14 protein-coding genes are annotated in these 12994 nt (G+C 65.6%); 3 read left to right on the plus strand and 11 right to left on the minus strand.

The genetic code is table 11. The annotated features are described in order from the left end of the window. Positions 1-10: 10 nt before the first annotated feature. The 4 genes from fahA to ACZ2IA_RS13770 are packed head-to-tail and all read right to left on the minus strand — an operon-like array spanning position 11 to position 4191. Positions 11-1327, minus strand: coding sequence for a fumarylacetoacetase (gene fahA, locus ACZ2IA_RS13755; protein ID WP_470293153.1), 1317 nt, complete (start codon positions 1325-1327; stop codon positions 11-13). Beyond that, positions 1324-1863 carry a VOC family protein gene (locus ACZ2IA_RS13760; RefSeq protein WP_470293154.1) on the minus strand — a complete coding sequence of 180 codons (540 nt, stop codon included), beginning with the start codon at positions 1861-1863 and terminating at the stop codon, positions 1324-1326. The genes fahA and ACZ2IA_RS13760 overlap by 4 nt, the downstream gene beginning before the upstream one ends. Before the next feature lies 1 nt (position 1864). Further along, complete coding sequence (gene hppD, locus ACZ2IA_RS13765) at positions 1865-2944, minus strand: 4-hydroxyphenylpyruvate dioxygenase (RefSeq protein WP_470293155.1); 1080 nt, start codon at positions 2942-2944, stop codon at positions 1865-1867. A gap of 11 nt (positions 2945-2955) precedes the next feature. Next, positions 2956-4191 carry a Glu/Leu/Phe/Val dehydrogenase dimerization domain-containing protein gene (locus ACZ2IA_RS13770; protein WP_470293156.1) on the minus strand — a complete coding sequence of 412 codons (1236 nt, stop codon included), beginning with the start codon at positions 4189-4191 and terminating at the stop codon, positions 2956-2958. 242 nt (positions 4192-4433) lie between these two features. Here ACZ2IA_RS13770 and ACZ2IA_RS13775 point away from each other — a divergent pair, with 242 nt between their 5' ends. After that, positions 4434-4907 (plus strand): Lrp/AsnC family transcriptional regulator, encoded by a 474-nt coding sequence (locus tag ACZ2IA_RS13775; RefSeq protein ID WP_470293157.1) that lies wholly within the window; start codon positions 4434-4436, stop codon positions 4905-4907. A gap of 137 nt (positions 4908-5044) precedes the next feature. Here the strand turns inward: ACZ2IA_RS13775 and ACZ2IA_RS13780 are convergent, their stop codons facing one another. Continuing rightward, positions 5045-5731 (minus strand): TIGR01621 family pseudouridine synthase, encoded by a 687-nt coding sequence (locus tag ACZ2IA_RS13780; protein WP_470293158.1) that lies wholly within the window; start codon positions 5729-5731, stop codon positions 5045-5047. After that, the gene (locus tag ACZ2IA_RS13785) at positions 5728-6210 is read right to left on the minus strand and encodes an acyl-CoA thioesterase (protein ID WP_470293218.1); all 483 of its coding nucleotides are present in this window, start codon (positions 6208-6210) and stop codon (positions 5728-5730) included. Before ACZ2IA_RS13785 ends, ACZ2IA_RS13780 begins: the two co-directional genes overlap by 4 nt. Positions 6211-6296: 86 nt before the next feature. Here ACZ2IA_RS13785 and ACZ2IA_RS13790 point away from each other — a divergent pair, with 86 nt between their 5' ends. Both ACZ2IA_RS13790 and ACZ2IA_RS13795 read left to right on the plus strand, forming a co-directional pair. Further along, complete coding sequence (locus ACZ2IA_RS13790) at positions 6297-8072, plus strand: ABC transporter ATP-binding protein (RefSeq protein ID WP_470293159.1); 1776 nt, start codon at positions 6297-6299, stop codon at positions 8070-8072. 308 nt (positions 8073-8380) lie between these two features. Beyond that, positions 8381-9034 carry a YiaD family glycine zipper/OmpA-like lipoprotein gene (locus ACZ2IA_RS13795; RefSeq protein ID WP_470293219.1) on the plus strand — a complete coding sequence of 218 codons (654 nt, stop codon included), beginning with the start codon at positions 8381-8383 and terminating at the stop codon, positions 9032-9034. Between the two features lie 61 nt (positions 9035-9095). On the opposite strand, the gene ACZ2IA_RS13800 is transcribed toward ACZ2IA_RS13795, so the two are convergent. The 5 genes from ACZ2IA_RS13800 to purE form a co-directional block, all read right to left on the minus strand. After that, a complete protein-coding gene (locus ACZ2IA_RS13800; RefSeq protein ID WP_470293160.1) occupies positions 9096-9668 on the minus strand; it encodes a GNAT family N-acetyltransferase in 573 nt (190 codons plus the stop codon). Between the two features lie 35 nt (positions 9669-9703). Beyond that, entirely contained in the window at positions 9704-10588 is an 885-nt protein-coding gene (locus ACZ2IA_RS13805) for a phosphoribosylaminoimidazolesuccinocarboxamide synthase (protein WP_470293161.1), read from the minus strand. A gap of 206 nt (positions 10589-10794) precedes the next feature. Next, entirely contained in the window at positions 10795-11220 is a 426-nt protein-coding gene (gene fos, locus ACZ2IA_RS13810) for a fosfomycin resistance glutathione transferase (RefSeq protein WP_470293162.1), read from the minus strand. Between the two features lie 38 nt (positions 11221-11258). Next, the gene (locus ACZ2IA_RS13815; RefSeq protein ID WP_470293163.1) at positions 11259-12389 is read right to left on the minus strand and encodes a 5-(carboxyamino)imidazole ribonucleotide synthase; all 1131 of its coding nucleotides are present in this window, start codon (positions 12387-12389) and stop codon (positions 11259-11261) included. After that, a complete protein-coding gene (gene purE, locus ACZ2IA_RS13820; protein ID WP_470293164.1) occupies positions 12389-12877 on the minus strand; it encodes a 5-(carboxyamino)imidazole ribonucleotide mutase in 489 nt (162 codons plus the stop codon). The genes ACZ2IA_RS13815 and purE overlap by 1 nt, the downstream gene beginning before the upstream one ends. Between the last annotated feature and the right edge of the window lie 117 nt (positions 12878-12994).

Below are 12994 nucleotides of genomic sequence, written 5' to 3' on the forward strand. Positions count from 1 at the left end.
TCGCTCCGAATTAGTTAACCGCAGGCAGCACACGCCCGAGCGCTTCGCCGAAACCGACCCGCGCCGCCCCGGGCTTCTCGCACGCACCGCGCAGAATCACCGTGTCGCCGTCTTCGAGGAAGCGGCGCGTCTCGCCGTTGGGCAGCGCCAGCGACTGCTTGCCGCCGACGGTCAGCTCCAGCAGTGAGCCGGCCTCCTCCGGGGTCGGACCGGATTCGGTGCCGCTGCCGAGCAGGTCGCCCGGTTGCAGGCCGCAGCCGTTGACGGTGTGGTGCGCGACCATCTGCGACACGCTCCAGTACGAGTGGCGGAAACTGGTGCTCGACAGCCGCGTGGCCGGCTCGCCCGCCTCGCGCATCTGCGCCGTCTGCAGCCAGGCTTCCAGCTGGATATCGATGGCGCCCTCACGACGCAGCGTGGCCGATTCCAGGTAAGGCAGCGGCTGCGGGTCTTCCGCCGGGCGGGTCCATTCGGTGCGGTACGGCGCCAGCGCCTCGAGCGTCACGATCCACGGCGAGAGGGTGGTGGCGAAGTTCTTCGCGAGGAACGGGCCGAGCGGCTGGTATTCCCAGGCCTGCAGATCGCGCGCCGACCAGTCGTTCAGCAAGCACAGGCCGAACACATGCTCTTCGGCGTCGTCCAGATCAATCCGAGTACCCAGCGTATTGCCGCTGCCGATGAAGATGCCGAGCTCCAGTTCGTAGTCGAGGCGCTGGCTCGGGCCGAAGTTCGGCTTGTCGGCGCCAGGCGGCAGGGTCTGGCCGAGCGGGCGCACGAAGCTCTGGCCGGACACGCCGATCGACGAGGCGCGGCCGTGGTAGCCGATCGGCACCCACTTGTAGTTGGGCAGCAAGGGATTGTCCGGGCGGAACAGCCGGCCGACGTTGGTGGCGTGATGGATCGAGGTATAGAAATCGGTGTAGTCGCCGATGCGCGCCGGCACGGTGTACTCGGCCCGTGCCTGCGGCACCAGGCAGGCGTGCACCGCGTCGGCGAGCGCCGAACCGCTGCGCAGCGCGCGCGACAGCGCCAGGCGCAGGCTGCTCCAGGCTTGCGGCCCGAGCGCCATGAAGGCGTTGAGCGCCGGGCCGGTGCAGGCCGCCAGCGCTTGGGCCGCGGCGCCGTCGACCACGCCGGTGGCGGCCAGCGCGGCAAGATCGACGATCTCGTCGCCGATCGCCACGCCGCCGCGGAACGCCTCGTCGCTGCCGGCGCGGCGGAACACGCCGAACGGCAGGTTCTGGATGGTGAAGTCCTGGCCGGCGCGGTTGGCCGAATCGACCCAGCTCGTCAGCGCCGGGTCGTGGGTTTCGTTGAGATGGCTCATTGCTCGAACTCGCGCTGGTGCAGGAAATCGGCGTGCTTGGGCGCGCGCTTGGTCTCGGCCCACTCGTTCAACATGTCCCACTTGACCGCGTCGAGGCGCTGCAGCATGGCGACCTCTTCCGGGTCCGGGCAGGCCAGCTCGAGGCGATGGCCGTTCGGATCGAAGAAGTAGATCGAATGGAAGGCACCGTGGTCGGTCACCCCGAGCACCTCGACGCCGTTGGCCTCCAGATGTGCCTTGAATTCGAGCAGTTCGGCGCGGTCCTTGACCTTGAACGCGATGTGCTGCACCCAGGCCGGCGTGTTCGGGTCGCGGCCCATCTCGGGCTGGGTCGGCAGTTCGAAGAAGGCCAGCACGTTGCCGTTGCCGGCGTCGAGGAACACGTGCATGTACGGGTCGGGCTGCTTGGTCGACGGCACCAGGTCTTCGGCGATGGCCAGCACGAAGTCCATCTTCAGCATCTTCTGGTACCACAGCACCGTCTCTCTGGCGTCGCGGCAGCGGTACGCGACGTGGTGGATGCGGTCGATCTTCATCTCACGCCTCCACTTTGAGCGCGCCGCGCGCGATCTGGTCGCGCTCCAGCGATTCGAACAAGGCCTTGAAGTTGCCCTCGCCGAAGCCCTCGTCGCCCTTGCGCTGGATGAATTCGAAGAACACCGGGCCGAGCAGGGTCTTGGAGAAGATCTGCAGCAGCAGGCGCGGCTTGCCGGCTTCGGTGGTGCCGTCCAGCAGGATGCCTCGTGCCTGCAGTTGGTCGACCGGCTGGCCGTGGCCCGGTAGGCGCGCGTCGAGCCCCTGGTAGTAGTAGTCGTTCGGCGCGGTCATCAGCGGCACGCCGGCCATCTGCAGCTTGTCGATCACTTCGATCAGGTCGTCGGTCAAGAAGGCGATGTGCTGGATGCCTTCGCCGTTGAACGCCATCAGGAATTCTTCGATCTGGCCGCTGCCCTTGGACGACTCCTCGTTGAGCGGGATGCGGATCTTGCCGTCCGGCGCTGTCATCGCCTTCGAGGTCAGACCGGTGTATTCGCCCTGGATGTCGAAGTAGCGGATCTCGCGGAAGTTGAACAGCTTCTCGTAGAAGCCGGCCCAGTACGCCATGCGGCCGCGATAGACGTTGTGGGTCAGGTGGTCGACCAGCTTCAGGCCGTGCCCGACCGGATGGCGGTCAACGCCGTCGATGAATTCGAAGTCGATGTCGTAGATCGACTTACCTTCCTCGAAACGGTCGATCAGGTACAGCGGCGCGCCGCCGATGCCCTTGATCGCCGGCAGGCGCAGCTCCATCGGACCGGTGGCGATCTCCACCGGCTGCGCGCCCAGCTCCAGCGCACGGGCATAGGCCTTGTGCGAGTCGCGCACGCGGAACGCCATGCCGCAGGCGCTCGGGCCGTGTTCGGCGGCGAAATAGGCGGCCGGGCTGTTCGGCTCGCGGTTGACGATGAAGTTGACCTCGCCCTGGCGGTACAGCAGCACGTCCTTGGAGCGGTGACGTGCCACCAGACTGAAACCCATTTGCTCGAACAGCGGTTCCAGCAGATTCGGAGTCGGCGAGGCGAATTCGACGAACTCGAAGCCCATCAAGCCCATCGGGTTTTCAAACAGATCGGTCATGGCTTGCTCCCTTAGACGAGTTGCTGCAGCGCGATTTCGAAGGCGGTGCTGGCGATTTCGGTGCGTTGGCTCGAGCTGGCGTGACAGCGCTCGAGCGCCTGCGCGATGGTGGTGGAGGCATCGCTGAAGATGGCGGCGTCGGAGATCTCGATGCCGCCCTGCATCAGGAACGCAAAGGCGCGCGCCATGCCGCAGTTGGCGATAAAGTCCGGGATCACCGCCACCTTGGAGTCGGCGTGTTGGTAGATCGGGCCGTAGAAGATCTCGGCATCGGCGAATGGCACGTTGGCACCGCTGGAAATTACCTCCAACCCGGCGCCGACCAGCTGGTCGAGCTGCTCACGGGTAATCAGGCGGGAGGCCGCACACGGCAGGAACACCTCGGCGCCGACGCTCCAGATCTGCTGGTTGATTTCGGCGAACGGCAGCATACCCCCCATGGATTCAGCCGCGAGTTGGTTGCCGCGCTTGTTGAGGTAGAGCTCGCGCACCTCGTCGAAGCTGAAGCCTTCTGGCTTGAGCAAGCCGCCGTCGCGGTCGATGATGCCAACGATCTTCGCGCCGGCCTTGGCCAGATAGTAGGCGGCCGCCGCACCGACGTTGCCCCAGCCCTGCACGATCACGCGCTTGCCGGCGAGCTCGCCGCCGTAAATGCGGTAGTAGTGCGCCACCGACTCGGCCACGCCCCAGCCGGTGATCAGGTCCGCGACCACGTACTTGCGCTCCGGGGCCGGGGTGTAGGCGGCGTCTTCCACTACCTTGGACACGCCCACGCGCAGCTGACCCACCTGCTGAATGCGCTGGCTCTCGCTCGGCTTGAAATGGCCGTTGACCACGCCTTCCTGCGGGTGCCACAGGCCCAGGCTTTCGGTCATCGGGATCACCTCGTGGATCTCGTCCACGTTCAGGTCGCCGCCGGTGCCGTAATAGGCCTTGAGCAGTGGGATGACCGCCTGATACCAGCGGCGCAGCACCCCTTCCTTGCGTGGGTCGGCCGGGTCGAAGTCGATGCCGGACTTGGCCCCGCCGATCTGCGGGCCGGATACGGTGAACTTCACCTCCATCGTCTTGGCCAGCGACTCGACCTCGCGACGATCCAGGCCCTTGCGCATGCGGGTGCCGCCGCCAGCGGCGCCGCCGCGCAGCGAGTTGATGACCACCCAGCCCTTAGCCGGGGTTTCACTGTCGTGCCACTCGAAGACGATCTCCGGGGCCTTGGTCTCGAATCGGTTCAGCAGTTCTTTCATCGTGTGTTCAATTCCGAAACGGGGTGGCGACAAAAACGAAATAAAGTTGCACAAACTTTATCGCGTTCGATCGGCACGATCGCTGCAAGCGACGGCCGATACTCCTCTGTTTATCCTTGGTATTTTGCTGACTGCGACGATCAGTCTATGCTTGACGCCACAAAATAGGATTGCATAATGACGGCATCAAACCGCATGTTTCACAATAAAATTTCATAGAATAATTGCACTAGGAAATCAGATTGCACGCCATCGAACTGGACCAAATTGACCGCCGCATCCTGAGCTTTCTGCAGGAGCATGGACGGGCCACCAACCTCGAACTCGCAGACGCGGTACGGCTGTCGCCGGCTCAGACGCTGCGCCGTCACCGGCGACTGGAGGAGATTGGCATCATCAAGCGCTATGAAACCCGGCTGAGCGCGGAAGGCCTGGGCTTCGACGTGGTGGCCTTCATCCAGGTCACCATGGAGCGTGGCCACATCCGGGACTTGTCGAAGTTCAAGGAGCTGGTGGCGGAGCTGGCCCAGATTCAGGAGTGTTTCTCGGTGACGGGGGAAGTCGACTATGTGTTGAAGGTTGTCGCGCGCGACCTGAAGTCGCTGTCGGACTTTCTGCTCGATACGCTGATGCGTATTCCGGGGGTGAGCGGGGTGAAGTCCAGCGTTTGCCTCGATGAAATCAAGTGCACCAGCGCCATGCCGATAAGACCCTGAGGTCGCCCATTCCTAACGGCGGCCTTTCCCATGTCGATGGACGGGCGCCCCTTTCCTGAACCGGCACCGTGTTGCCACGAGTTCGTGGGAAACCATGAAAAAACGCCACCCTCGGGTGGCGTTTTTTCATGTCTTGCTCAGACGCTCGGCCAGGGCAAGGCCCAAGGCTCGGCCCACTCACCGGCGAGCCGTTCGGCCAACGCTGAGGCGCCGTAATGGCGGCCGATCGACGGCGGGCAGACGAAGCGGAACGCTTCGCCGCCGAGCTCGAACGCCAGCGCGTACGCGTGCAGATAGGTCCGGTCGGACGGATCGCCGCCGTATAGCGCGTCGCCGAGTATCGGCGCGCCTATGCTTTTGAGCGCGACGCGCAGCTGGTGGGTGCGGCCGGTGCGCGGCCGCAGCAGGAAGGCGCGCACGCCCGGTTCGGCCGCCGCCGAGAAGAACTGCGTGACCGCCGGACTCTCGGCGCTGTGCAACAGCTTCCACGCGCCGCCACGGCCCTTGGCCATGTCGCCGCGCACCAAGCCCTGCTTCTTCTTCGGCTTGCCGGCCGACAGCGCCAGGTAGAACTTGTCGATGCGGTGCCCAGCGAAGTGCTCTCCCAGCTGCTTGGCCACGTCGGCCGAACGGGCGATCAGGATCAGTCCGGACGTCACCTTGTCGAGTCGGTGCACCGGCCACAGCGCCGCGTCGCCGAGCCCGTCGCGCAGCAAGGGCAGCAGCCCCGCTTCGTCGTCCTCGGAGTGGAAATTGACGCCGGGCGCCTTGTCGATCAGGTAGAAGCGCGGGTCGGTGTGGACCAGCCGGAACGGCTCGCTCACTGCGCGCTCTCGCGCATCCGCTCGGCCGCCTCGATACGCATCTTCTTGCGGATCTCGGCCTCGCGGAAGCGCTTCTTGTGCGTGTCGTTGTCGAGCGTCAGTGGAGGCACCGCCACGGTCTTGCCCCCCTCGTCGAGCGCCACCATGGTGAAGTAGCAGCTGTTGGTGTGGCGCACGGTGCGCGCGCGGATGTTCTCGGCGACCACCTTGATGCCGATCTCCATCGAGGTGGTGCCGACGTAGTTGACCGAGGCGAGGAAGGTGACCAGTTCGCCGACGTGGATCGGCTGCTTGAACAGCACCTGGTCGACCGACAGCGTCACCACGTAGGCGCCGGCGTAGCGGCTGGCACAGGCGTAGGCGACCTGGTCGAGCAGCTTCAGCAGCACGCCGCCGTGCACATTGCCGGAGAAGTTCGCCATGTCCGGGGTCATCAGCAGCGTCATCGTCAGCTCGCGCTGGGTTTCGGTATCCATCATCGTCCTTGTGGTCTGGGTTGCGTCCATTTGCAGGATGCTACATCAGCCGGCGTAGAATGTCGTTTTGCCCCTGCCATCCAATCCGCATGAACGCCCTCTCCCGCCTGTTCGCCTACGCGCGCGACTATCGGCGCGACGCGCTGCTCGCCAGCGTCTATTCGGTCGCCAATAAGTTCTTCGACATCCTGCCCGAGGTGCTGATCGGCGTCGCCGTCGACGTGGTCGTCAACAAGCAGGCGTCGTTCCTGGCGCGCTTCGGCCTCAAGGACACCTTCGAGCAACTGCTCTGGCTCGGCGTGCTGACCGTACTGATCTGGGGCGGCGAGTCGCTGTTCCAGTTTCTCTACGAGGTGAAGTGGCGCAACCTGGCGCAGAGCCTGCAACACCGGCTGCGTCTGGACGCCTACCGCCATGTGCAGCAGCTGCCGCTCGGCTACTTCGAGAGCAAGAGCACCGGCAACCTGATGTCCATCCTCAACGACGACATCAACCAGATGGAGCGCTTCCTCAACGGCGGCGCCAACAGCATCCTGCAGGTGACCAGCTCGTCGATCCTGGTCAGCATTGTGTTCTTCGTGCTGGCGCCGCAGCTGGCGTGGCTGGCGCTGGCGCCGGTGCCGCTGATCCTGTTCGGCACCTTCTGGTTCCAGCGCAAGCTCGCGCCGCGTTACGCGGCGGTGCGCGAATCGGCCGGGGTGATCAACGGCCGACTCAGCAACAACCTGCTCGGCCTCGCCACCATCAAGGCGTTCACGGCGGAAGAGTTCGAGGCCGAGCACATCCGCGAGGCGAGCGAACGCTACCGCACCACCAACGCCCGGGCGATCCGCCTCGCCGCCGCGATCACCCCGGTGATCCGAATGGCGATTCTGGCCGGCTTCGTCACCACCTTGGTCTACGGCGGCTGGCTGACCCTCCACGGCGAGCTCGGCGTCGGCAGCTATAGCGTGCTGGTCTACCTGACGCAGCGACTGTTGTGGCCGTTCACCGGGCTCGCCGAAATCGCCGACCTGTACCAGCGCTCGATGGCGTCGATCGAGCGGGTGCTCAACGTGCTGAACGTGCCGATCGCGATCGCCTACGAGGGCGAAAGGTTGGCCGAAGCGCCGCGCGGCGCGCTCCAGTTCGACCGCGTCAACTTCGCCTACGGCGATACGCCGACCCTGCACGACATCGACCTTTCGGTGCCGGCTGGCCAGACGGTCGCCTTCGTCGGCTCGACCGGCTCGGGCAAGAGCACGCTGATCAAGCTGCTGTTGCGCTTCTACCAGCCGGATCGCGGCGCCATCCGCCTCGACGGCCGCGACATTTCGGCGCTGCACCTGTCGGACCTGCGCCGCGCGATCGGCTACGTCAGCCAGGACGTGTTCCTGACCGACGGCAGCGTCGCCGACAACATCGCCTACGGCCAGCCGGATACGCCGCGCGCCGCGATCGAAGCCGCCGCGCGCGCCGCCGAGGCGCACGAGTTCATCGCCCGGCTGCCGCAGGGTTACGACACGCCGATCGGCGAACGCGGTCAGAAGCTGTCCGGCGGGCAGCGCCAGCGCCTCGCGCTGGCGCGCGCGATCCTGAAGAACCCGGCGATCCTGGTGCTCGACGAGGCGACCAGCGCGGTCGACAACGAGACCGAGGCGGCGATCCAGCGCTCGCTGGCGCGCATCTCGGCCGACCGCACCACGCTGGTGATCGCGCACCGGCTGTCGACGGTGCGGCACGCCCACACCATCCACGTGATGGAGCACGGCCGGCTGGTCGAAACCGGCACGCACGAGTCGCTCTTGACGGCCGGCGGCGTCTACGCCGGGCTGTGGCGGCTGCAGACCGGCGAGCTGGATACGGCGGAGCTGGCACGGCTCTGAGCAGGATGGCCTGTAATCACCACGCCGACGGCCGACACCGCGCGGCCGCCTGAACGGTATGACAAGGTAGGCGTCCGGGATGCCCGCCTAAAAGTTCGACTTTTTTGTTAGTAAACTTTAAGCAATGCCGCGTTAAGTCGTTGATGTGAAACAATCTGCCGTAGGAAGCGGGTTTACTATCAGCACACTCGGCTGGCACCGCAGAAAAATTACCGTATGCTTATGGTCATTCGGCAGCCCTACGCAGCAGCCTGCCTCCCCGACAGACAGGGCCATGCCCTTCCCCGCCTATGGAGCTTTAACCCATGATGCAAATCACCCGCCCTGCGCTCGTTCTTGCCATCGCCGGCGCACTGGCCGCCAGCGCCTGCACCACCAACCCGCAAACCGGTCAGAGCGAGATGAGCAAGACCGCGATGTACGGCCTCGGCGCGGCCGCTGCCTGCGGCGTCGTCGGCGGCCTGACCCACGGTGCCAAGGGCGCGCGCAACGCCGCGCTCGGTTGCGGCGTAGTCGGCGCCGGTGTCGGCGGCTACATGGACTATCAGGAAAAACTGCTGCGCGACAAACTGGCCAACACCCAGGTATCGGTACAGCGCGTCGGCGACCAGATCAAGCTGGTGATGCCGGAAAACATCACCTTCCCGGTCAACAAATACAACGTGAACCCGAGCGCGCAGAAGACCCTCGGCGACGTCGCCGGCGTGCTGACCCAGTACCCGGACACCACCATCACCGTCGCCGGCCACACCGACAGCACCGGCACCGCTCAGTACAACCAGACGCTGTCGCAGCGCCGCGCCCAGTCGGTGGCGAACGTGCTGCAGAGCCGCGGCGTTGCCGCCGCCCGGATCAACTCGGTCGGCTACGGCCCGGCCCAACCGATCGCCGACAACAACACCGTCGAGGGCCGCGCCAAGAACCGTCGTGTCGAGATCCTGATCAACCCGAAAGCGGCCTGATCAACGCTCCGCACAATGCAAAACCGCCCGAGATCGGGCGGTTTTTTCATGCACACCGAGCCTAGGGCCGGAAAGTCGGGTCCGGGTTCGTCCGCGCGGTCAGCACATGGTCGCGCCAGGCACCGTTGATGAACAGGTAGTCGCGTGCCAGCCCCTCAATCGCGAAGCCACAGTGTTTCAACAGCCGCGCGCTGCGCTCGTTCTCCGGCTGGTAGTTGGCCATGACCCGGTGCAGGTGCAGCGTGCCGAAGGCGAACTCGAGCATCGCCACCATCGCCTCGCGCATCAGCCCCTGCCCCTCGTGCGCCTCGTCGATCTTGTAGCCGAGGTAGCCGGCCTGAAACACCCCGCGCACGATCTGCGACAGATGGATCAGGCCGATCACCCGCTGCGGCTCGCCCTTCGGCGTCAGCAGGAAACAGGCGCCGCGCCCCTCTTCCCAGTCGCGCTCGCGCTGGCGCAGACGCATCCTGGCGTTCATCTCAGTGAAGAAGAAGTCGCCGTGGGTCGGGTCCCAGCGGGTGAAGTGTTCGCGGTTGGCCAGCTCGAAGGCGAGCAGCGACTTGGCGAGCGCGGTACTGGCCGGTACGAGTTCGAGCCGGACGGTGGACAAGGGAGCGAGCGCAGTGGTCATGATTGCAAAAGCGGCCCAAGTGGGCCGCATCACAATTATTTTTCGGTCAAACGGGTCAGCGCTTCACGGTACTTGTCGGCGGTCTTCTGACGCACCTCCAGCGGTACCGCCGGCGCCGGCGGGGTCTTGTTCCAGCCGGTGGCTTCGAGCCAGTCGCGCACGAACTGCTTGTCGAACGACGGCGGGTTGGTGCCCTCGGCGTAGCTGTCGGCCGGCCAGAAGCGGCTGGAATCCGGCGTCAGCGCCTCGTCCATCAGCACCAGCGTGCCGTCCTCGTCGAGGCCGAACTCGAACTTGGTGTCGCAGATGATGATGCCACGGCTGGCGGCGTACTCGCTGGCCGCCTTGTAGAGCGCGATCGCGGTGTCGCGCACCTGTTCGGCCAGCTCGCGGCCCACCTCGTCGGCGCAGCGCTCGAACGAGATGTTCTCGTCGTGGTCGCCCACCGCCGCCTTGGTCGACGGGGTGAAGATCGGTTCGGCCAACTTGCTGGCCTCCTTCAGGCCGGCCGGCAGCTGGATGCCGCACACCGTGCCGCTTTGCTGGTATTCCTTCCAGCCGGAGCCTGCCAGATAGCCGCGCACGATCGCTTCCACCGGCACCGGCTTCAGGCGCTTGGCGACCACCGAGCGGCCTTCGACCAGCGGCAGCTCTGCCGCGCTGACCACGTCGGCCGGCTGGTCGCCGGTCAGGTGGTTGGGGACGATGTCCTTGAGCCGTTCGAACCAGAAGTTGGAGATCGCGGTGAGGATCTTGCCCTTCTCCGGGATCGGCTCGTCGAGGATCACGTCGAACGCCGACAAGCGGTCGGTGGCGACCATCAGCATGCGCTTGGCGTCGATCTCGTACAGATCGCGCACCTTGCCGGAGTAGATCTTCTTCAGGCTGGTCAGGTTGGAGGTGTTATTGCCGGTGCTCATCATCAGATCCTTAACACAAGATGTTTCAATGCTTCTTTGCGCGACCGCGGCACAAGCGGCGTCCCTCGGACGAGCTCCCGCACCGCAGCCGCATTGATATGGGCTTAAGAGCCGCTAACAAAACCCTCCCGGCGTTGTTGCACTGCCTTGCCGGGATCGCTTCGCTGGTTTTGTTAGCGGCTCCTATTCACGCCGGACCCGGCCGATCACTCCTCGTCCCGACCGAAAAACCGCATGCCCTGATACGGCGCGTCGCGGCAGGCGGCCAGCCGGCTCGCCAGCGAGCCGACATGCAGTTCCAGCTTGTGGCCGTCCGGGTCGAGGAAATAGAACGAATCGCCCTCGCTGCGGTTGTCCTTCCACACCGTGACGCCGGCCGCTTCCAGGCGCGCCGCCCAGAGCGGAAACCCGTCCGGCGTCGCCGTGAACGCGATGTGGCTGTAATCCGGATGCGGCCGTGAGCTTGCCGCCGCGTCGAGCGACAGGCACAGCCACAGTTCGCCGACCGCCAGATACGCGCCGCGCGCCCAGCGCGCCTGCGGTGCGGCGCCGAGCAATTCGGTATAGAAGGAAAACGATCGCTCCAGATCGCTTACCGCCAGCGTCAGGTGGTTGAGTCCGGTCAGTCGCATGCAAAAGAGGCGAAACAGTATCGTTTCGCCTCGTCTCCTTACAACGTGTCCTTCAGCGCCTCGGCCTGCTCCAGCGCGTCGTCGACCTTGGCCGACAGCACGGTGAAGTGGCCCATTTTGCGGCCCGGGCGCGCGGCCTTCTTGCCGTAGAGGTGCAGCTTGGCGTTGGGCGCCTCGCACAGCACCGCCCAGTTCGGCTCGCCGCCGTCATCCCGCCAGACGTCGCCGAGCAGGTTCACCATCACCACCGGCGACAGCAGATCGGTCTTGCCCGGCAACAGGCCGCACATCGCGCGCACCTGCTGCTCGAACTGGCTGGTCAGCGTCGCGTCGAGTGTGTAGTGGCCGGAGTTGTGCGGACGCGGCGCGATCTCGTTGACCACCACGCTGTCGTCCTCGAGCACGAAGAACTCCACCGCCAGCACGCCGACGTAGTCGAGCGCGTCGGCCAGCTGCAGCGCCATCTGCTGCACCCGTTCGGCCAGAGCCGGCTCGATCCGCGCCGGCACGATGCTGATGTCGAGGATGCCGTTCTCGTGGAGGTTCTCCGCCACCGGGAAACAGGCCGCCTGCGCGTGGCTGGTGCGGGTGACGATCGCCGACACTTCCAGCTTCAGGTCGAGCAGCTTCTCCAGCACGCAGGCCTGGCCGCCGAGGTTGGCGTAGGCGCTGCGCGCCTCGCCCGGTGTGCCGACGCGGATCTGCCCCTTGCCGTCGTAGCCGAGCCGCGCGGTCTTCAGGATGCCCGGCAGGTAGGCAGTGAGGTCGACGTGCAGGTCGTCGACCGTTTCCAGCGCCAGGAACGGCGCGGTCGGCAGGCCGGCCTTGTTGATCCAGCTCTTTTCCAGGATACGGTTCTGCGCCACCGCCACCGCGTCGCCTGACGGACTGACCCGGGTATGACCGGCGAGCCAGCGCATCGCCTCGGCGTTGACGTTTTCGAACTCGGTGGTGATAGCGGCACAGGTACTGGCCAGCGTGCGCAGTGCTTCCGGGTCGTTGTACGGCGCGCACAGGTGCACGTCGGCGAACGCGGCGGCCGGCGCTTCGGCGTCCGGGTCGAGCACGGTGACGCGGTAGCCCATGGTCTTGGCCGCGACGACGAACATCCGGCCGAGCTGGCCGCCGCCGAGAATGCCGAGCATCGCCGGCGGGAGAATGGCCGCCATTACTGCACCTCCGGCAGCGTCATCGCCAGCACGGTCTCTTTCTGCTTGTCGCGGAACGCTTTGAGCGCTTCGGCCAGCTTCGCATCGATATTGGCGAGCTGTGCCACCGCGAACAGCGCGGCGTTGGCCGCACCGGCTTCGCCGATCGCGAAAGTGGCGACCGGAATGCCCTTGGGCATCTGCACGATCGACAGCAGCGAGTCTTCGCCGCGCAAGTATTTGGACGGAACCGGTACGCCGAGGATGGGCAGGTGGGTCTTGGCGGCCAGCATGCCCGGCAGGTGGGCGGCGCCACCGGCGCCGGCGATGATCGCCTTCAGACCGCGTGCTTCGGCGGTTTCGGCGTATTCGAACAAGAGGTCAGGAGTGCGGTGGGCGGAAACCACGCGCGTTTCAAAGGCGACGCCGAAGTCTTTGAGCACGCGCGCCGCGTGCTGCATGACTTCCCAGTCGCTGTTGCTACCCATCACGATGCCGACGTCGATCATGGTGCAAAGCCCGTTCGCTGATTGAGGAAGCCCGGCATTTTACCCGATTTTTGCCGAAAGACGGGGGCTTTGCCGCCACGCGGCGGCGCTTGGCCCGATAAAATTCTTCTCTTCAAA

This window comes from Crenobacter sp. CS_VA4 (genome assembly GCF_055597485.1).